Genomic DNA, 19,158 nt, shown 5'->3' with positions numbered 1-19,158 from the left:
ATGGCCATGCTTCGCTCGATCCTGCTCTGGCTCCTCGTCTCGCTCGGCCTCGCGCGACGACCCGATTTCACGGTCATGATCGTGAGAGATCATCCCGACGACGGCGCGATGAAACCTGGGCGCGTTTTTATCGTGACGAGCGGGGGACATATGAAATGGGCGTATTTTCTTTGTCCGGCCGATCCGACAGAAGTTATCCAGCTTTCCCTGATGACCAGTCGGCGACCGCACTGGCGACTCACGCGTGATTGGGCCGGCCGGCCGACTATTCATCCGTCCGTGTTGCAGACGGCGGGATCGCACGCCCATTTCTGGATACGCGGCGGGGTTGTCGAATGGTGCGAGGACACTGGAAAATCAGCCGCGCATCCCGATAGCAAAATGCCACCACGGCCTTGATGGGTCGCCAGGGAAACAGATTTAGCAAAAGGCCGCCCCGCTATTGGCCGGCACACCGATTCCGCACCCATCGGCTGCCTACCACAAGGTGCGCACAAAGCCCCAATTGGAGAGTCGCGATATGCCGAATTAACAAAAGGCGCCCAGCGTTAGCTTAACATCCGAACTTTTTTAGCTCGGCAATTAGCTTTTCACGCACCGCCTTTGCCTCTTCATTGGAAACTAACGAACGTCGGCCCGTCACGGAGCGGTCAGTTTCCTTATTTTCGGCACTTGACTGGGGGCGCGGAGCCTTCGATTCGAAGACATACAGGAATTCGCGTTGTGGCCCCTTACCCATGCGCGTCATCCTGCTCCCCCGCCGACAGATTGGCTTTCAACGTTCTCAAGACGTTCGATAACGCGTTTTTCGTGCGTTGTGAATCCGTCCATAGGAGGGGGTAGCACAGGAATCGCAGTTTTTTTATCCTGGACGCGCGCTCTACCATCAATTTTTCTTTCGACTCCATGATGGAACAGTTTGAGCACGCTGTCTGGGCCGACACCTTCATACTGAAGGAACGCCACCTTCTTGGTGTCGCCCTCGACCATGCTTATGGCATCGCTATGAAGCTCTAAAGCAAGGCTTTTCGCATAAGGCTCCACATAAAACACTTTCGATATGCCAGCGGCAACGATGTGCCTTGCACAGTTGTGACAAGGGAACGTTGTCGTATAAAGAGTACCTCCGACCATGCCAGTCTTCCCCGTTCGGCCCGCGGAAACGATAGCTTCCATTTCCGCATGAATGGACCGGCTGTACTCAATGAGGTCCTTCACTGGTGTCGCTAAGAGCGCGGATCGCAACTTCGATTTGTCGACACCATTGGCAAGCAAGCCCTCCGCAGTGAGCTTTTTGAATATCTTGTCATAGAGCTCTTCTTTCTTGCGATCGTTGTGGCAGAGCTTGCCGCCCCAGAGATAGCAACGATGGTCGTCGTGCCCGTCGTCTGCAGAATACAGACCGCCTAGCGCTCTTGGCACGTCGTTCCAACCGACGCTTATCAGCTCCCCGCCGGCTGAGTAGATAGCCGCGCCAACTTGTCGTGACAGACACGCAGATTTGCTAGCCGCTGACACTGCCGCATACATTCCCGCTTCATCGACATTTGGCGTGTGTACAGAAATATTGAATATAACCTCAAGGTATCTCTGCAGGACAGAGATCAGACGAACGTCGTTCTCTCCATCATTCCGAACAAAGAAGTCTGACAGGTACGCGGTCTTGCTCACTTTTTGACCGTGGTCTCCCTCTTTGTCGTTCTCATCTCTTGTAAAAATCCCGGGGAGCTCATCCTTAGCAATACCGTTATTGCGTAGTCGTGCCTCTCGAATTGCCTCAGGGGCAAAAACGGTGAGCTGCCAATAAATTCCGCCATAGACATCCCTGAGGAGCGTCGTCTCTTTAGGATGCTTAAGGGAATCTATGATGGTTGCTTGCCTCAGGCGTTTTGGCTGCGGAACCTGTGTGCTTTCGTCATATCCGTCGCCGGTTTTTCTCTGGATGGCAATCTTTTCAATTGCCTTTGCAGCAATGTAGGCTTCGCCATACTTTTCCCTGAGTTCCGTTCCAATTGCTTGGAGTTGCTTAATCCGCTCCGATCCCTCTGTAGCCGGAGAGGTGGCGGCGGTTTTTCCAGCGTTCTCGCGAATAATATCGCTCGCCTTTACGATGTCGACGACATACCCATATTCTCTTTCCAATGTAAGCTTCAGCTCCGCTGCTGTCTTTGAGACACCGGCACCGACAGCTCCTACTAGCCCGATGACCAATTCGTCAGTCGACCTAGAGACATTCTCAATAGGCGTCGTCCATTCTAACCGGTCTATCGCGGAAACAATTTTGATCGCAGTGGATTGTTGAGCCATCGCCTGAATACCCCAATGAGCCGAAAGCTGGAAACATACAATATAGAGATCGAAACTACGAAGAATCTATGAAGTAGCGGCGCCTGCTTTTAATAGGCCAGCGCCGGCCACCGGCCATCGTTCCAGAGCGGCTATCGCGCTGATCGATCTAAGCTACTGGCGCTTAGTTTTTGTCCCTGAGAGCCTTCTCGCCGATTTTACCGGCGCATTGCGGCCCAACCCGCTATCCTTTGCCAGTTGCGATCGAGTAGCGGCATAGTTCGGCGCAACCATCGGATAGTCCGCCGGCAAGCCCCACTTGGAGCGGTATTCCTCGGGTGTTAGCCCGTACTGCGTGTTAAGATGGCGCTTGAGCGATTTGAACTTCTTCCCGTCCTCGAGGCAGATGATTGTAGTCAGGGGCAACCGACCGCTTCGGATTTACAGCGGGCGTGAACGTAGGCTTCGGTTCTTCAAGCGGCTGCCCGATCTTTGACAGCGAAGAGTTCACGCTTTCGATCAAATCTGGCAGTGCTGAGACCGGAACAGCGTTTTTGCTGACATAGGCAGTCACAATATCTGCGGTCAGTTCGATCAGAGCAGTGTGAGCATGATCGTGTTCGGCTGACATCGCGTAGATTTCCTTGGTTTGAAGCAAATCGAAGCCTTACTACTTCATACCTGCCATTTTCGAAATAGCTAGATGCCGAGGCACATTCCGCTGGACTTCGTTGCGCACGCAAGCATTGCTGTGGGTAACAAAGCGGCGGTTTCCCGCGTCGGCTACGATGAAGGTCTCTCCAGCCCGTTAGGCGGGCTCAAATCAGTACAGGCGTCGGATCGGCCGGCGACTGCAAAAACTGAAGGAGAATGACCATGGCGATACTCGGCACCGACCAGAGCGCTGAATCGAACCCCGACAAGCTTCAAATCCCACCGACCCCGCACGAGCACATCTGGGACGCGCCGCCGACCACAACAGAGCGGGCGAAGAAGAAAACATCGCCAAAAAAGAAAATTGGTGACGCGGAGGGTGTGCCGCAACCGACACCAACAAAGTCGCCAAAGTCTGCGCCCCGTAATGAGACCAAGCAGAGCAAGTCGGATCTTGTGCTGAAGAAGCTTCGCTTGGCCAAGGGCGCCACGATCGAGATGTTGATGGAAGTCACAGGGTGGCAGGCGCACTCGGTGCGCGGCTTTTTGTCGGCCGTCGTCAAGAAGAAGTTTGGGCTGAACCTGCTGAGTGATGCTGGGAAGGACGGGGTTCGCCGCTATCGCATCAATGATGATGCAAAGGGCGCGTGATCGTCATGCGTGCGAAGCCCGACATCGGAATAGAGGTCGCCGCCTTGGGCGATCTGTCCCGCGAGGACCTCACAGCGCAATGGGAGAAGATTTACCACTGCGCGCCGCCAAAGGGTGTCAGGCGGGAACTTCTGATCAGGGCAGCAGCCTGGCATCTTCAGGCCAAACGTCTCGGTGGATTTTCCACCGAGACGCGTCGCATGCTCCGGTCCGCCATAGGCCAGGTCGAGAAGAAGTTCGCCGACCGCGTCAGGCAAGCTAACGTCGTCGCCGACGACATCAAGATGGCGACCGCACCAAAGCGCAAACAAGTTTTGCCGGGCGCAAGATTGGTCCGGGAATGGAACGGAAAGACCCACATCGTCGATGTGGTCGAGGATGGCTTCGTCTTCGAGGCCAAGGCCTACTCATCACTGTCGTCGATCGCGCGCAAGATCACTGGCGCGCATTGGTCCGGCCCAAGGTTCTTCGGTCTATGAGCAGCACCTCAACACCACGCCTGAGGTGCGCGGTCTACACTCGCAAATCGAGCGAGGAAGGCCTCGACCAGGAATTCAATTCGCTCGATGCCCAGCGCGAGGCCTGTGTGGCTTTCATTGCTTCCCAGGTTGGCCTTGGCTGGAAGCTCATTCCTGATCGCTATGACGACGGCGGCATCTCCGGCGGAACGATGGAGCGCCCTGCCCTGCAGCGGCTGCTCCAAGACATCAGACAAAAGAAAGTGGACGTGGTGGTGGTTTACAAGATCGACCGCCTCACCCGCTCGCTGATGGACTTCTCGAAGATCGTGGAAATCTTCGATGCCAGCTCCGTGTCATTCGTCTCAGTCACGCAGCAGTTCAACACCACCACATCGATGGGCAGGCTGACGCTAAATGTGCTTTTGTCATTCGCGCAATTCGAGCGAGAGGTCACAGCCGAACGCATCCGCGACAAGATCGCGGCCTCCAAGAAGAAGGGCATGTGGATGGGCGGTGTCGTGCCGCTCGGTTATCGCGTGGAGAACCGCAAGCTCATTATCGACGAGGCCGAGGCGAAGATCGTTCGACACCTCTTCGATCGGTATCTCGTTTTGAAGTCTGTGCGGGACCTTGCTGAAGAGACTGCTTGCGAGGGATACACGACTCGAACACGCGAACGCCAGAATGGGACCGTCGCCGTCACGATGCCATTCGGGCGCGGCAACCTTTATCACCTGCTCTCGAACCCAATCTATATCGGCAAGATCAGGCACAAGGATCAAGTCTACGACGGCGAGCAAGAGCCGATCATCGCCGGTCCGGTATTCGATGCAGCGCAGGCGGTTCTTAAGTCTCAGGCGCCGCGTCGGAGGAGCCTGTCGAACGTCACGCAACAGCACCTCATGACCGGACTGCTCTTCGACGAGCACGGTCAGAAGCTACGATCGGTGCATGCCAACAAACGCGGAATGCGCTATCGATACTACGTCTCGAAACAGTTCGTTGATCAGCGACGCCGCACTTCAGACGGTTGGCGTCTTCCCGCCGATGCAGTTGAATCCGTCATCGAGGATCAACTGAATCAGATCCTCAACGATCACCGCCAAATCGCTGATTTGATTCAGCGATGGGCAAACCCCACCGAAATCCAATACGCGATGCGTCGCGCGGCTGACGTCTGGGCAGCGTGGGGTTCCGAGACTGCCGACCCCAAGCGATTGCTGCTGCAAAAACTCGTTCGCCGCATCACGCTCGGTCAGAAGGCACTGACCATCGACTTTGATTGCAGAGCACTCTCCGAACATCTGCTCGACAGGGTTCTGTTGCCTGATGGCGGCGCTGAAACGGTGTCGATCACACGTCCATTCAACATCAAGCGGCGCGGCGTGGAGATGCGCTTCGTTCTGACCGATGCCTCCGCCAGCGGCTCACCCCCGGACGCCGCGTTGATCGACGTCATCCATCGCTCTCAGCTGTACCTCCACCAACTCACCGATGGGTCAAGCCGAAGCCTGACGGAGATTGCCAATTTGAACTCGACCACCGTCTCTGAGGTGAGCAGGCTGTTGCCCCTCGCATTTCTCTACCCGAAGATCGTGTCCAGAATCATCGCAGGTAATCAGCCGATCGAACTCACTGCCCACAAGTTGTCGCGCCTGTCCGGCCTTCCGCTCGCCTGGTCAGATCAGGCTGCCCTCCTCGGCGTTTGACTCTGACCATCAGCCGAGCATCGCTTTTCCAAACAGTTGGCTACGGGAATGGGCCTGCAGAGACGAAGGCCCTGAATCGGGGCATTTTGGGCTGAGGAGCGGCCGTCTCCGCCAAGCGTTGCCGTGAAGACGCCGCTAACCTAAGGAAATGTAACAGTTATTTTGAGCCAGTCGAAAGGGTGCCAAAACTGGCGGACTGAATGGTGGGCCCGGAGGGACTCGAACCCCCAACCAAGCGGTTATGAGCCGCCGGCTCTAACCATTGAGCTACAGGCCCCACGCGCGCTGGATTAGTGTTTTTCCTTGCGCGGCACAAGGCTTTCCGGACGGGCTGGCCGAGATCGCCCAAATCAGCCCATATTCGCGCCCTAGTCGACAGGCGCGACTGGATCGCACACCGAGGAGATTTTCATGACCAGACATATTTTGCCGCTCGCACTTGCCGCCGCGATCGCTTTTCCGGCGATGGCAAGCGCTGCCGATTCGCTGCCCCCGCCCCGCATCATCGTGTCGGGTGAAGGCCAGTCGACCGTGGCGCCTGACCTGGCGCTGCTGACGCTCAGCGTCATGCGCGAGGCCAAGACCGCACGCGCGGCACTCGACGCCAACAACGACGCCATGGCCGCCGTGATCGCGGCAATGAAGTCGGCAGGGATCAAGGACCGCGACCTGCAGACCGCCGGCATCCAGATTAACCCGCGTTACAACTACACCAACAAACCGGACGGCAGCCAGGAAGCCGAGCTTGTCGCCTACCAGGTGACCAACACACTCTCGGTGCGCATCCGCGACATCGACAAAACAGGTGAGATTCTCGACAAGGCTGTGTCGCTCGGCGTCAACCAGGGCGGCGGCATTTCGTTCTCCAACGAGGATCCGAAAGCTGCCGTCGCCGAAGCCCGCAGGAAGGCGGTCGCCGATGCCATGGCCAAGGCCAAGACGCTGGCTGAAGCCGCCGGCGTCAGCATTGGCCGGGTGCTGGAAATCACCGACCAGAACGTTGCGCCGGCGCCGATGCCGATCAATGCCAAGGCCTTCGATGCGGCAGGCGCCGCGGTTCCCGTGCAGGCCGGCGAGAATGCCTACGCCGTGCAGGTAACAGTGACATTCGAGCTTAAGTAGCAGGCCGCCGGGCCGGGCGCGGTTCTGCTGAACCCGTCGGCCGGAACCGCAGATTTCCGACATGAAAAACCCCGGAGGACTGGCCTCCGGGGTTTTTTCGAGCCGCACCTTTCCGCGGAGGGAAAGGGGCTCCTGGCTGACCCTAGAAGGGTCATGCCGCTACTCCAGGCTGATCCTCGCAGAGGAACATGCCTCCGGATCGACCTTCGCAGAAGGTCGTATCCCAGACTGATCTTCGCAGAAGATCAGTCTGGTTCTCTTAGCGATAGATAACCGGGCAGCCGCGCTCATTGGCGAACACGACCACTACGCGATCGCCATACTGGCGGCCGGCGACCTTCACCACGCGGCGATTGACATCGACGATGCGGACGCGGTGCAGGCCCATGCGCTCGGCCTTGTCGAGGGCGTGGTCCGGCGAGCAGCGGCGCCAATTGCGGTCACGGCGAAAGCCGTCCTCATCGTCGCCGGTGTAGACGCCGACGCGGCGGTCATGGTTGTTGCCGAAGCCGAGATAGATCGAGTCCGCCTGGGCGGGCACTGCGGCAAGGGTGCCGAGAGCTACGAGACCCGAAAGGGCTGCCGTCTTGAATGAGTTGAACATTGTCTTCTCTCCTTGTTGAGGGCTTGCGCCCGTCTTGGTCGAACCGATGGGGGGAGAATGCTCCTTGCAATCTGAACTCTTCGCGAACCGGCCGTTCATTTTCGGTTAATCTGCCCGACAGGTTGAAAGCAACCGCCCCTTCCACCGCTGCAAACGATCCTGACCGTCAAAAACGTCCAATGGCGCAGAACGCCCTATGGCAGCGTCCGTTCCAGAATGCTCAGGGCTCGTCATCGAGCATATAGTCGAAATAGTCGTCCGGCTCGGCCAGATCGGTCTCACTGGCGCGGACGCGGCCGCGCATGGAGATGCCGGAATCATGAACAGTCTCGGCACTTCCCGACACCAGCCTGTGCCACCAATAGAGGTCGTGCCCCTCGGCAACCAGCCGGTAGGCACAGGTTTTCGGCAGCCACGTGATGGTGCGCACATTCTGCGGCGTCAGCCCGACACAGTCCGGCACGCGCGCCAGCCGGTTGGCATAGTCCGAACAGCGGCAGCTTTGCCCATCGAACAGCCGGCAGCCGACTGATGTCCAGTAGATCTCGCCGGTATCCTCGTCCTCGAGTTTAGACAGGCAGCATTTTCCGCAGCCGTCGCACAGCGATTCCCACTCGGTGGGCGTCATCGCTTCCAGCGTCTTGGTCTTCCAGAACGGCGTTTCCATTATGGGTCGAGATGTGGCCTCCGCATGCGGCAAGGTCAAGCTGTTGTGTGACTTCAAGTTCCGGCCGCACCATAGGAAAAACATGAAGTTGCCTTCAAAACGCCGGTCAATCGTCCTTGGGTGCGGGTAATGCCTGCAAACCGGAACCAATCCGGTCAAGGACAGTTTGGGCAGGGATGGGACCCCACAAGGAGAATTTAAGATGAAACGCCAACCACGGGTACTGGCAGGTACGGCACTTGGCCTGCTTATGGCATCCGCGCCGTTGGGCGCATCCCCGTTGCAGGGCAACGCCGTTTTCGGCCCCTTGCAGCACACGGCCGCGCCACTGATCCTGGTCCAGGACGACCCTGCTGCAGATGGTCAGCAGACCGACCAGGAACTGCCGCGCAAAAAGAAACGCCAGCAGGCCGAACAGGCAGCGCCGGCCGCCGAGCAGCCTGCACCGGCTGCAGAGCAACCCGCCCCTGCCGCCGAGGAACAACAGCCGCGCAGGAAGAAGCGGGATCAGCAGCAGACCGAGCAGGCCCCGGCCGAACAGGCCGCACCTGCCGCCGAGGAACAGCAGCCGCGCAAAAAGAAGCGCAATCAACAGCAGCAGATCGAGGCGGCGCCTGCGGACGAGGGCGGCGCCCAGGCAGCGCCGGCGACCGATGAGCAGCCGCTCAAGCCACGCAAGAAGAAGCGTGACCAGCAGCAGATCGAGGCAGCACCGGCTGAACAACCGGCCGAACAGGTAGCTCCGGCAAATGAAGAACAGCCGCTAAAGCCACGCAAGAAGAAGCGCGACCAACAGCAGATCGAAGCGGCGCCCGCTGAACAGCCGGCCCAGCAGCCTGCCGAGCAAGCAGCGCCCACCGAACAGGTGGCGCCGGCAAACGACAACAAGTCGGGCAAGAAAAAGCGCAAGCAGGATCAGCAGATTGAGGCCGCGCCTGCCGACAAAGCGCCAGACGTCAAAGTTGCGCCTGCCGGAGAGCCCGCGCCGCAGGCCGAGCCGATTCAGCCCCCGGCCGATCAGCAAGCGGCTCCCGCCGAAGGTGAACAGCCGAAGGATCAGGCGAAAAAGCACGGCAAAAAAACTGTCGGCGAACAGCCGGTGACGGGCGAACAGCAGCCTGCGACCGGTGAACCACAGCCTGCGGAGCAACCGGCCAATGCCGAGCAGCCCGCGCAAGGTGAGACGCCGGCGCAAGGCGAAGCCACGGCCAACCCCGACGAAGCACCCATCCTGGACAGCCAGAAGGATGCCAGGCGCAAGCACCGCAAGGACCAGGGCGGCAACAGCCAAAATGGGAACGGCCAAAATGGGAACGGCCAGAATGCTGGCGGCCAGACGGGCGAGCAGCCCGCGCAGGGCGGCACCGAGGCGCAAGCCCCGAAGCCGGCTCCGGTCGACCAGGGACCGCCGCCCACCGACGACAAGTCAGCTCAGCAGGCAATTCAGCCAGAAAAGATCGCCCCGGTGACGGAGGAAAAAGGCAAACGCGTCGAGCGTGCACCCGATGAGAACGTCCGCGACCGCCGGCGTCCGAAAGGCGTCGACGTCGTCAAGGAACTCGGCGACCGCGTCATCTTGCAGTTCAACAACCAGACGATCGTGGAAAGCAATGACGCTCCGCGCATGCACCGCGGCGCCAGGAATGTTTACTATGAGGAACTGTCGGGCGATCGCTCTCGGGAAATCGTCGAGCGCGACAATGGCATCCAGATCGTCACCATCCGCAACCGCAATGGCGACGTCATCAGGCGATCGCGCATCACGCCGGATGGGCACGAATATGTGCTGAGCTATGTCGACGAGCGCAGCTATGACGACGACAATGACTGGCGCGATCCCGGTGACGACCTGCCGCCGATGCGGCTCACCATCCCGCGCCGCGAGTACATCCTCGATTCGGAAGATGTCGAAAGCCCGGACGACTATTACGAGTTCCTCGAACAACCGCCGGTGGAGAAGGTCCAGCGCCTCTATTCCATCGACGAAGTGAAGCGTTCGGCGCGCGTGCGCGACATTGCCCGTCGCGTCGACCTCGACACGCTGAACTTCGAGTTCGGCTCGGCCTCGATATCCGACACCGAAGTGCAGAAACTGGAAGGCGTCGCCACGGCCATGGAGAAACTGTTGAAGAAGAACCCGGCCGAAACCTTCCTGATCGAAGGCCACACCGACGCGGTTGGCACGCCGGAAGCAAACCTTGCTCTGTCCGACCGGCGCGCTGAGTCTGTCGCCGAAGCGCTGACCAATGCCTTCGGCATCCCGCCGGAAAACCTGACCACTCAGGGCTATGGCGAGGAATACCTCAAGGTCAACACCACGGCGCCCAACCGCGAGAACCGCCGCGTCGGCATCCGTCGCATCACCTCGCTGGTGGCACCGGTGGCGAGTAACAATTGATCTGCTTTCCAATGGCTTGGGCAGCTTTCTGGAATCAGATCGACAACAAGGACCCATCCCGGCAGACCGGGATGGGTCGAGCTGCGGACAGCAATCCCGGTTCAACAAGAATTGTACTGGTATTAGAACCGGCTCATTGAATGGAGCGGCCGCCCTCCCCAGATTCGAGGCTGGGCGTTCCCTGCCCCGTCCCGACTCCAGCGGGATGCATTGAACCCCGCCGGCCCTCCCGGCGGGGTTTTTTTGCGTCGCAATTTGCCTTGCAAACCGCGGCAAGCTGATCGAAATACCCCAGTCGACCTCAGAAAGCTGACCGGAACCGCTGCATGAAACGTCTCGAACTCGCCATCGAATCGATCATTCTCGCCTCACGCTGGCTGCTGGTGGTTTTCTACATCGGGCTGGCCCTGGCGCTCGCCGTCTATGCGCTGTCCTTCGGCAAAAAACTCTACGAGTTCGTCATGGTCGCCTTCACACTCGACGACACCGACACCATCCTGAAGATGCTCGGCCTCATCGACGCCGCGCTTGTGGCCTCGCTGGTGGTGATGGTGATCATCTCCGGCTACGAGAATTTCGTCAGCCGCTTCGACGACCAGGATGGCGGTGTGCACTGGCTGGGTACGATCGATGTCGGTTCGCTGAAGGTCAAGGTCGCCTCGACCATCGTCGCTATTTCCTCGATCCACCTGCTGCAGGTGTTCCTGAATTCGTCTTCCTATACGATCGACCAGCTGATGTGGCTGACCATCATCCACCTCGCTTTCGTCGTCTCGGCGCTGATGCTGGCCTATATCGACCGGCTGATGGGACTGAGCAAAGGCAAGAAGGGCGAGGAGTGATGAGCCCCTTTCTCCCCGTTCATGGGGAGGTGAGGCTGGTCCGCACAGCGGGCGAAAAGCCAATTGCTTGGTTTTTCGAACAACGCCGGCAGGTGGATGAGGAAGCAACGCCGTCGGCCCGTGATTTCCGTCAGTAGATGCTTTTGACGTTCGTCGGCGAATTGGCAAATACCGCGTCCGGCACGAAAAAGTCTCCGGCCAGCGGCCCGGTCGCGCCCGGCGCATAGACCGCGAAATCGGTCACGCCCTCGGCCCGCAGCACCTCTTCATCGATGTAGAAATTGCCTGATGTCTCGCGCGATGAGCGCAGGAAGATGGCGTGTGCGGCATCGGCCATGATATCGGGTAAGCGGCTCATCGCCGCCACCGTCGCGCCGCCGAGCAGATTGCGCACCGCAGCCGTGTCGATGGTCGAGATCGGCCACAGCGAATTGACCGCGATGCCGTCCTTGGCAAACTCGGCGCTCATCCCCAGCGTGCACATCGACATGCCGAACTTGGCCATGGTGTAGGCGACATGGTTCTTGAACCATTTGGCCTTCATGTCGAGCGGCGGCGCCAGATTCAAGATGTGAGGATTGCTTGCCAACTTCAGGTGCGGAATGCACATTTTCGACACCAGGAAGGTGCCGCGCGTGTTGATCTGGTGCATCAGATCGTAGCGCTTCATGTCCGTCTCCAGCGTGCCGGTGAGCTGGATGGCGCTGGCATTGTTGACGCAGATATCGATGCCGCCGAACTTTTCGACGGTCTTGGCAACCGCCTCGGCCACCTGCGCCTCCTCGCGGATGTCGCACAAAACAGGCAGCGCCTTGCCGCCGGCCTGCTCGATCTCCTCAGCTGCCGAGTAGATCGTGCCCGGCAGCTTCGGATGCGGCTCGGCGGTCTTGGCCGCGATCGTCACATTGGCGCCGTCGCGCGCAGCTCGCAGCGCGATCGAAAGACCGATGCCGCGCGACCCGCCGGAGATGAACAGCGTCTTTCCCTTGAGCGACATGTCTTGGCACCTCCCTTGCTACATCACTGACGCGAACCATTGCGCGGCGGCAATGCACTGCGCAAGGCCTCGGCAGCCTGCAACGGGTTACGCAACGTAGGCTCAAATGGATAAGGGGGTTAGACCAGCACCAGGCCCTGCCGCATCGCGATCGCGATGGCATCCGTGCGGTTCGCAGCACCCAGCTTGATCAGGATCGCGGCGACGTGGAACTTTGCCGTGTGCACGGAGATGTTCAGCCGCCGCGCGATCACCTTGTTGGGCGCGCCTTCGGCCAGCAGCGCCAGCACTTCGGCCTCGCGCGGCGACAGCGCCGGACGGGCGGTAGCGCCATCGTCCAACGGCTCCTCGCCGAACAGCCCGCTATGGCTTCCGCCGTTGGCGGCGCCATCGAAATCGTCGTGGCGAGCGGGCGTCGAACGCCCATCCCTGGACACCCGGTAGCCGGCCGCCGCCAGTCTGACGGCAGCCGCGATCAGATTCGCATCCGACGCCAAAGGCAGCACGGCAAGCACCCGGTTTTCCGGCCGGCCAGCGCTCGCGGATAGCAGCACCCGTGGGATTGCGCTGTTGCCACCATCGGCCCGATCGAGCCAGGCCGCACTGTTCGCAACAGCGTCATCGACGACAGCGACGTCGGCAATCCCGCTGCCGGCTACGACCGGAAGCAGATCGTCCGCCATGGCAAGCGAAGCTGACAGGCGCTCGGCACGCGCGGCATCGTGCAGCGCGATCAGCACCACGAGCTGGCGTCCGCCGCCCGCCACCTCCGGCCCACCCACCTCCGGCCCACCCGCCTCCGGCCTTGTCAGCGTGTCGCTTTCCATCGGCCCTCTCAGCTCAGCGGTTTTTCACCGACGGTCAGCGCGACGTCGCGCTGCTCGCCGCCGCGCACCACGCCGAGCGTCACCGCAGCGCCCGCGCTATCCGGCCCAAGCTTTCGGATCAGTTCGCGCGGGCCGTGCACGGCCTCGCCATTCCACGCCACGATGATGTCGCCCAGCGCAAGGCCGGCGGCTTTGGCCGGACCATTGTCGTCGAGGCTCATGACCATGGCGCCGCGCGCCGCGCCGTCACGGATCGGGTGCAGGCCGGCGCCGAGATAGCCGCGCGCGACATGGCCCTTTTCACGCAGCGTCGCCACGGCCCGCTCGATCGTCTCATAAGGCATGACCAGCGCACGACCACGTGGCCCAAACAGCAGCATGCCGATCAGCGCGCCCTTGGCGTCAAGCACCGGCCCGCCCTCGAAACGGCCGCCGGCATTGACGGCGAGATTGATGCGCCGATCGATGGTGCCGCCGCGCATCGAGCGCCAGGCGGGGCCGACCTCGCCGACCGAGCCCGAGACAGCCAGCGCCGAGCCCTGACTGCTGCCGACAGCGATGGCGACGTTGCCCGGCCGCACCCCATCCGCCTTGGCGAGCGCAGGCGCCGCGGCCGCGCCGGCCGGCTTCAGAAGCGCTACGCCGGTCGACGGATCGCGACCGACCAGTTCGGCCTTCACCGCTTCGCCCGAAGCCAATGTCAATTCGATCTCCTCACCGGCCTCGACAGCTTCCTCGGCGGTGACGAAACAGCCGTCACGCCAGTGGAAGGCGCTGGCGGTGCGATGGTGATGGGTGGTGAAACTTGCCGTTGCCGGCGCAGCCTTGGCGGCGAGATCGGCGATGGCCTCGGAAAATGCATTAAGGTTGAAGTCACTCATGATGATCTCCTGGGTTTTCTCATGCCCCAGATATCGCTCGGCAGTGCGCCCGGAGGTACTCGTCTGACGGCTAGTTACTGGTTTGACTGGCCATCTGGTCAGGTCGCGGCAGTTCGAGCCGCTCCGCACATATAGTCATCATCGCGCCTGAAAACACGGAGCCCCGCCAATGGCCCTCGCCGCCCACAAGTTCGAAACCGACGACACACTGCTCGACGCCTATTCGACGACAGTCGCCGACGCCGTCGACCGCATCGGCCCAGCCGTCTGCCGCATCGAGCGCGTCGGTGGCCAAGGTGGCCATGGCTCCGGCTTCGTCATCACCCCGGACGGGCTGGTCGTCACCAATTTCCATGTCGTTGGCGATGCCAAAACGGTGCGCGTCTCTATGCCCGACGGCGCCTCCAGCGAAGGCCGTGTGCTAGGCCGCGACCCCGACACCGACATCGCGCTGGTGCGCGCCGATGGCAGCTTCACCGAAGTCGCGCCGCTCGGCGATTCCAAGCGGCTGCGGCGCGGCCAGATCGCCATTGCCATCGGCAATCCGCTCGGCTTCGAATGGACCGTAACGTCAGGCGTGGTCTCCGCACTTGGCCGTTCGATGCGCGCCTCGACCGGGCGGCTGATCGACGATGTCATCCAGACCGATGCCGCGCTCAATCCCGGCAATTCCGGCGGACCGCTGGTGTCGTCGGCAGGCGAGGTCATCGGCGTCAACACCGCCATGATCCACGGCGCGCAAGGCATCGCCTTCGCGGTCGCTTCCAACACCGCCAATTTCGTCATTTCGGAGATCATCCGCTTCGGCCGCGTGCGCCGTGCCTTCATCGGCATCTCGGCCGACACCACCAGTTTGCCGCGCCGCGCCGCCCTTCTGTCGCAGGTGACCACCAGTACGGCGGTACGGCTGCGCAGCGTCGAGAAAGACGGACCCGCGGCGAAGGCCGGCCTCAGGGAAGGCGACATCATCGCGTCAATAGACGGTCGCCCGGTCACCGGCGTCGACGACCTCGTGCGCATGCTCGACGCCGAACGCATCGGCCGCGAGACGCTGTGCACCGTGGTGCGCCGCACCGGCGTCAGCCAGGTGACGGTGACGCCGGTAGCAAGGGCGAGTTGAGCCCTTATCGAGGGTTGAGCACCCGCCCGAGCAGCGACACCAGCAGTCGCGCAAGGTCACCGGTCGGGTCGAGGTCGGGATCGTAGATCGTCATGTCCAAGCCGGTGCAGCGCTGGTCCGCTGTCAGCGCCGACAGAATGGCAACGAGTTCATCGGGGTCGATGCCGGGGCTGCCGGGCGAATCCACCGCCGGCATCACCGTCTGGTCGAGCACATCGACATCGAGATGCAGCCAGTAGGGACAGCCGGCGCGCGCCAGCGTCGCTCTTGTCTTTTGCAACACTCCAGCCGCGCCGAGTTCCTGCGCGGCAAAGACGTCGATGCGCGTCACGGCGGTCGCATTGATGTCGGGCCAGGCAAAATCGGCATCGCGGCTCTCGCGTTCGCCGATCTGAACCACCGCCTCGTCGGCGACGAGCGGACCGACAACACCTGGCCATTGCGCCAGCAAAGCCTCGCCGCGTCCAGTGGCAAGTGCCAGATCCATGCCGGCAACCGAGCCGAGTGAGGCATTGACATCGTAGTTGCCGGGATGGCGGAAATCGCTGTGGCCATCGACATGGACCAGGGCGACCGCGCCCGAGCGCCGCGCGGCGACCAGTGCGCCAAGCAGGATCGAGCAGTCGCCGCCGATGATCAGCGGGAACTCGCCTTGCCCAAGCGCACCGGTGACGATCTCGGCAAGATCGAGGTTGAAGCAGCGGATCGCCGGACCATTACGCAGCCTAGTGCCCGGTTGCGGTTCGGTACTGTAGGCGGGTCTGTCGAGATCGACCACCCGCCCCGGCGCCAGCGACTCGATCAAACCAGCTTCGCTCAGCGCCTGCGGCGCACGCCAGGTGCCGGGCACATGGCCCGGCTCCAAGGGCCGAAGGCCGAGATTGGATGGCGCACGAACAAGGCAGATGTCACGCATGCGGCAGGCCCAGCTTCAACATCACCAACATAGACCGCATGGTGCGGGTCCGGCCACAGCGGCCGGAGCCGCTGCCGACATTTGCTGCCATTGTTCAGGCGCCCGCCGCGCCCGCCGCGAATTGCGCCTGAAATTCCGGGCTGAGCGGGATCGGCTTGATGACGTCGATCAGCACGCCATTGGGATCCCTGGTGATGAAATGGCGCTGGCCGAAGAGTTCGTCGCGCAGCGGGCACAGGATCGGTAGGCCGGCCGCAACGATCCGTTCATAGACAGCATCAGGATCCCTCACCTCGAAATTGATCAGCAGCCCCGATGTGCGGCCGCGCCCCTCCTCGGGGATCGTCTCGTGGTCGCCCTGGACGATGCCGAGATTGACGCGGCGATCCTCGGCAGACTGCAGGTGCACATACCAGTCGCTCGCAAACAGCGGCTTGAAGCGGAAGTGATTGATATAGAAGGCTTTTGTGCCGGCTACGTCGCCCGTCATCAGCACCGGATAATAGCTCGTCGTCTTCATCTTTCTTTCTCCCGTCAGCCAACATACAGTTTGCATGTAATTCAAAATAACATACAGGCTGCATGTATGCAACGAGAAACCCCGCGCCGCTCCAACCGCGACCGCACCGAAGCGACGCGCGCCGACCTGATCGCTGCGGCGCGCAAACTGTTCATCGAAAAGTCCTATGCCGAGACCGGCACGCCGGAGATCGTTGCGGCCGCCGGCGTCACCCGCGGCGCGCTCTATCACCACTTTGCCGACAAGCAGGCGCTGTTTGCCGCTGTGGTCGAGCAGGAGGCGGCGGCGGTGGCGCAAGAGATCGAGCGCGCCTCGCCGCCTTCTTTGTTTGCCCGCAATGCGCTGATTGCCGGCTCGGACGCCTATCTCGCCGCCATGCGCGCGCCCGGCCGCACGCGGCTTTTGCTGCTCGACGGGCCGGCCGTGCTTGGCCGCGCCGCCATGGATGCGATCGACAATCGCCACGGCAACCGGTCGCTGCGCGAAGGCCTGGTTGCGGCAATGCGCGAACAGTCGATGACCAGACTGCCGGCCGATGCGCTGACCGCTTTGCTCGCCGCTGCCTTCGACCGCGCAGCACTTGCCGTCGAGGCCGGCGCCTCGGCCGAAGACTATCGCGCCGTGCTCATGGCTCTGATCGATGGGCTGTCTCCGGCTCATCCTCAGGCAGGTCGTCCGGGTCGAACTCGTTGAAGCAGCCGAGCTGGCGTTTGAACTGGTCGATCAGCCAGGCCGCCGCCGGTTTCGGGCTGCGGTCGGCGCGGTGCATGGCATAGAGCGATGAGCGCACCTCGCTAAAGGGTTCAAGGTCGAGTTCGACCAGCCTGCCGCTGGCCAAATCGTCCGCGATCAGCCAGCGCGGCAACCCTCCCCAGCCCAGCCCCTCGCGCATCAACGTATGCTTGATACGCACATCTGTCAGCCGCCATGTACGATAGGCAAAGACGCCGAAGTCGCGTCCCTTGGTGCGTTCCGACTGGTCGCTGACAACCAGCTGGGTGTGCTCTCGCGCATCCTCGAGCGCCACCGGTTTCGGCAGCAGTGCCAGAGGGTGGGTGGGGGCGGCAGCCAGCACGATCGACATGAAGCCGATGCGCACGAGATGCACGTCGACCTCGCCCAGCAAGCCACCGATGCCAAGATCCGACTGTCCGCTGACGACATGGTCGGGGATCAGACCGAGCGTGCCGATATGGAGTCGCATCATCACGGTCGGGAACTGCGCCTCGAACGCCTTCAGCACGCGCACCAGCACTGGCGAGGGCAGCGCCGCGTCAACCGACAGCGCAACTTCAGCCTCCAGCCCCTGATGGTGACCGTCGGCACGCGAACGGATGCGCTGCAGCACGCCGACCATGCGCCGGGCGTCCTCCAGCATCGCCCGGCCGATTTCGGTCAGCTGCGGCTCGCGCGTGCCCTCGCGCTCGAACAGTTTCAGGCCAAGCTGCGCTTCAAGATTGGCGATGCCGTAGCTGATGACGGACTGCGCGCGGTTAAGCTTGCGGCCGGCGGCTGAGAAGCTGCCGGCGTCGGCGACCGCAACCAGGATCTGCAATTGGTCAAGCGTCGGATTGGGTTGCACGACATACCTACTTTATGGATGGATCGTATAGAAAATATACCAGTTTTTTGAATGGGTCGGTAGGCCCATATCAGGCGGGAGAAATCAATTCCCACTGGAGAGAACCGCTATGTCTATCCTGCTTGTAACCTCGAGCCCGCGCGGCGCTGCCTCGCACTCGACCCGTATCGCTACCGAATTCGCTGAAAAGCTCGTCGCCGCCGACCCGTCGAATACGCTCGTCGTACGCGACCTAGTGGCCAACCCGCTGCCGCATATCGACACCGATTATGCGACCGGCATCTACACCCCCGTTGAAGCCCGCACGCCGCGCCAGGCCGAAGTCGTCGGCGTCTCCGACATCGTGCTTGACGAACTGTTCGCAGCCGACACCGTGATCCTGGCCACCGGCTTCATCAACTTCAACATCTCCTCAACCCTGAAGTCCTGGGTCGATCACATCTCCCGCTCCGGCAAGAGCTTCTCTTATGGCGAGGGTGGTCCCAAGGGCCTCGTCACCGGCAAGAAGGTCTATATCGTACTCGCCTCGGGCGGCATCTATTCCGAAGGTGCGGCCGTGCAGTTCGATCACGCCATCCCCTATCTGCGCGGCGTGCTCGGCTTTCTCGGCATGACCGATGTCGACGTCATCCGCATCGAAGGCGTCGGCATGGGCCCTGATGCCGTCACCGCCGCGCTCGCCAATGCGACGGCCAAGGTCGATGCCGTGGTGGCCAAGACCGCGAGCGCGCAAATCGCCGCGTAAGCACACCCCGTCATTCGCATTGAAAAGGCAGGCGCTTCGGCGCCTGCCTTCTTGCTGTCCGGGGCCGAGAGCAGGGTCCACCGGCAGATGGCGTGGTGTTCGTGGCGGGGTTTTCGATGGCTGCCAACTATTCTTGCCCGTTCATCAGCTGGCCCTCATAGGTTTGGAAGCCCCCG

The 19,158-nt window shown here is 61.5% G+C and carries 19 protein-coding genes, 1 tRNA gene and 1 pseudogene; 10 read left to right on the top strand and 11 right to left on the bottom strand.

Annotated features, from left to right (window positions below):
* A complete protein-coding gene (locus tag NKI32_RS02695) occupies positions 1-399 on the top strand; it encodes a ubiquitination-like system serine protease family protein (RefSeq protein ID WP_353001735.1) in 399 nt (132 codons plus the stop codon).
* A gap of 345 nt (positions 400-744) precedes the next feature.
* On the opposite strand, the gene NKI32_RS02690 is transcribed toward NKI32_RS02695, so the two are convergent.
* On the bottom strand, positions 745-2,307 hold the full coding sequence (locus tag NKI32_RS02690; protein WP_353001734.1) for an anti-phage dCTP deaminase: 1,563 nt from the start codon (positions 2,305-2,307) through the stop codon (positions 745-747).
* A gap of 153 nt (positions 2,308-2,460) precedes the next feature.
* Positions 2,461-2,917, bottom strand: a pseudogene (locus NKI32_RS02685) (Ros/MucR family transcriptional regulator).
* 245 nt (positions 2,918-3,162) lie between these two features.
* Between NKI32_RS02685 and NKI32_RS02680 the strand changes: the two are divergent.
* From NKI32_RS02680 to NKI32_RS02670, 3 genes are read left to right on the top strand one after another with little or no spacing between them, the layout of a single operon-like run.
* On the top strand, positions 3,163-3,591 hold the full coding sequence (locus NKI32_RS02680) for a DUF3489 domain-containing protein (RefSeq protein WP_353001733.1): 429 nt from the start codon (positions 3,163-3,165) through the stop codon (positions 3,589-3,591).
* 5 nt (positions 3,592-3,596) lie between these two features.
* Positions 3,597-4,070, top strand: coding sequence for a DUF2924 domain-containing protein (locus NKI32_RS02675; protein WP_353001732.1), 474 nt, complete (start codon positions 3,597-3,599; stop codon positions 4,068-4,070).
* The gene (locus NKI32_RS02670; protein ID WP_353001730.1) at positions 4,067-5,761 is read left to right on the top strand and encodes a recombinase family protein; all 1,695 of its coding nucleotides are present in this window, start codon (positions 4,067-4,069) and stop codon (positions 5,759-5,761) included. Before NKI32_RS02675 ends, NKI32_RS02670 begins: the two co-directional genes overlap by 4 nt.
* A 201-nt stretch (positions 5,762-5,962) precedes the next feature.
* Here NKI32_RS02670 and NKI32_RS02665 read toward each other — a convergent pair.
* Positions 5,963-6,038: transfer RNA gene (locus tag NKI32_RS02665), tRNA-Ile, on the bottom strand.
* Positions 6,039-6,172: 134 nt separating this feature from the next.
* On the opposite strand from NKI32_RS02665, the gene NKI32_RS02660 reads away from it, so the two are divergent.
* Positions 6,173-6,883, top strand: coding sequence for an SIMPL domain-containing protein (locus NKI32_RS02660; protein ID WP_353001729.1), 711 nt, complete (start codon positions 6,173-6,175; stop codon positions 6,881-6,883).
* A 259-nt stretch (positions 6,884-7,142) separates the two neighbouring features.
* Here NKI32_RS02660 and NKI32_RS02655 read toward each other — a convergent pair whose 3' ends face one another.
* Both NKI32_RS02655 and NKI32_RS02650 read right to left on the bottom strand, forming a co-directional pair.
* A complete protein-coding gene (locus NKI32_RS02655) occupies positions 7,143-7,487 on the bottom strand; it encodes a hypothetical protein (RefSeq protein WP_352626146.1) in 345 nt (114 codons plus the stop codon).
* Positions 7,488-7,707: 220 nt separating this feature from the next.
* Positions 7,708-8,154 (bottom strand): YcgN family cysteine cluster protein, encoded by a 447-nt coding sequence (locus tag NKI32_RS02650; protein ID WP_352712074.1) that lies wholly within the window; start codon positions 8,152-8,154, stop codon positions 7,708-7,710.
* Between the two features lie 202 nt (positions 8,155-8,356).
* Between NKI32_RS02650 and NKI32_RS02645 the strand changes: the two genes are divergently transcribed.
* Positions 8,357-10,552, top strand: a complete 2,196-nt coding sequence (locus tag NKI32_RS02645) for an OmpA family protein (protein ID WP_023713888.1) — start codon at positions 8,357-8,359, stop codon at positions 10,550-10,552.
* Between the two features lie 326 nt (positions 10,553-10,878).
* A complete protein-coding gene (locus NKI32_RS02640; protein WP_023672463.1) occupies positions 10,879-11,394 on the top strand; it encodes a TIGR00645 family protein in 516 nt (171 codons plus the stop codon).
* 130 nt (positions 11,395-11,524) lie between these two features.
* Here NKI32_RS02640 and NKI32_RS02635 read toward each other — a convergent pair whose 3' ends face one another.
* The 3 genes from NKI32_RS02635 to NKI32_RS02625 form a co-directional block, all read right to left on the bottom strand.
* On the bottom strand, positions 11,525-12,391 hold the full coding sequence (locus tag NKI32_RS02635; RefSeq protein ID WP_023741127.1) for an SDR family oxidoreductase: 867 nt from the start codon (positions 12,389-12,391) through the stop codon (positions 11,525-11,527).
* 119 nt (positions 12,392-12,510) lie between these two features.
* On the bottom strand, positions 12,511-13,218 hold the full coding sequence (locus NKI32_RS02630; protein ID WP_156931471.1) for a helix-turn-helix transcriptional regulator: 708 nt from the start codon (positions 13,216-13,218) through the stop codon (positions 12,511-12,513).
* 8 nt (positions 13,219-13,226) lie between these two features.
* Positions 13,227-14,099 (bottom strand): S1C family serine protease, encoded by an 873-nt coding sequence (locus NKI32_RS02625; protein WP_352461910.1) that lies wholly within the window; start codon positions 14,097-14,099, stop codon positions 13,227-13,229.
* A 169-nt stretch (positions 14,100-14,268) separates the two neighbouring features.
* Here NKI32_RS02625 and NKI32_RS02620 point away from each other — a divergent pair, with 169 nt between their 5' ends.
* Positions 14,269-15,219 (top strand): S1C family serine protease, encoded by a 951-nt coding sequence (locus NKI32_RS02620; protein ID WP_352446394.1) that lies wholly within the window; start codon positions 14,269-14,271, stop codon positions 15,217-15,219.
* A 4-nt stretch (positions 15,220-15,223) separates the two neighbouring features.
* Here the strand turns inward: NKI32_RS02620 and NKI32_RS02615 are convergent, their stop codons facing one another.
* Entirely contained in the window at positions 15,224-16,135 is a 912-nt protein-coding gene (locus tag NKI32_RS02615) for an arginase family protein (protein ID WP_023672458.1), read from the bottom strand.
* Positions 16,136-16,229: 94 nt separating this feature from the next.
* Positions 16,230-16,655: a VOC family protein gene (locus tag NKI32_RS02610; protein WP_353001726.1), complete on the bottom strand. Its 426-nt coding sequence runs from the start codon at positions 16,653-16,655 to the stop codon at positions 16,230-16,232.
* Between the two features lie 66 nt (positions 16,656-16,721).
* Between NKI32_RS02610 and NKI32_RS02605 the strand changes: the two genes are divergently transcribed.
* A complete protein-coding gene (locus NKI32_RS02605; RefSeq protein WP_023672456.1) occupies positions 16,722-17,348 on the top strand; it encodes a TetR/AcrR family transcriptional regulator in 627 nt (208 codons plus the stop codon).
* On the opposite strand, the gene NKI32_RS02600 is transcribed toward NKI32_RS02605, so the two are convergent.
* Positions 17,281-18,237, bottom strand: a complete 957-nt coding sequence (locus tag NKI32_RS02600; RefSeq protein ID WP_352758330.1) for a LysR family transcriptional regulator — start codon at positions 18,235-18,237, stop codon at positions 17,281-17,283. The genes NKI32_RS02605 and NKI32_RS02600 overlap by 68 nt on opposite strands.
* A 109-nt stretch (positions 18,238-18,346) precedes the next feature.
* Here NKI32_RS02600 and NKI32_RS02595 point away from each other — a divergent pair, with 109 nt between their 5' ends.
* Positions 18,347-18,982, top strand: a complete 636-nt coding sequence (locus NKI32_RS02595) for an FMN-dependent NADH-azoreductase (protein WP_023672454.1) — start codon at positions 18,347-18,349, stop codon at positions 18,980-18,982.
* The last annotated feature ends 176 nt before the right edge of the window (positions 18,983-19,158 follow it).

This window comes from Mesorhizobium sp. M0761, assembly GCF_040320205.1.
In the GTDB taxonomy this organism is placed as follows: domain Bacteria; phylum Pseudomonadota; class Alphaproteobacteria; order Rhizobiales; family Rhizobiaceae; genus Mesorhizobium.
Note: the sequence above shows the minus strand (reverse complement) of the source record. Positions and strands in the feature narration are given on the sequence as shown.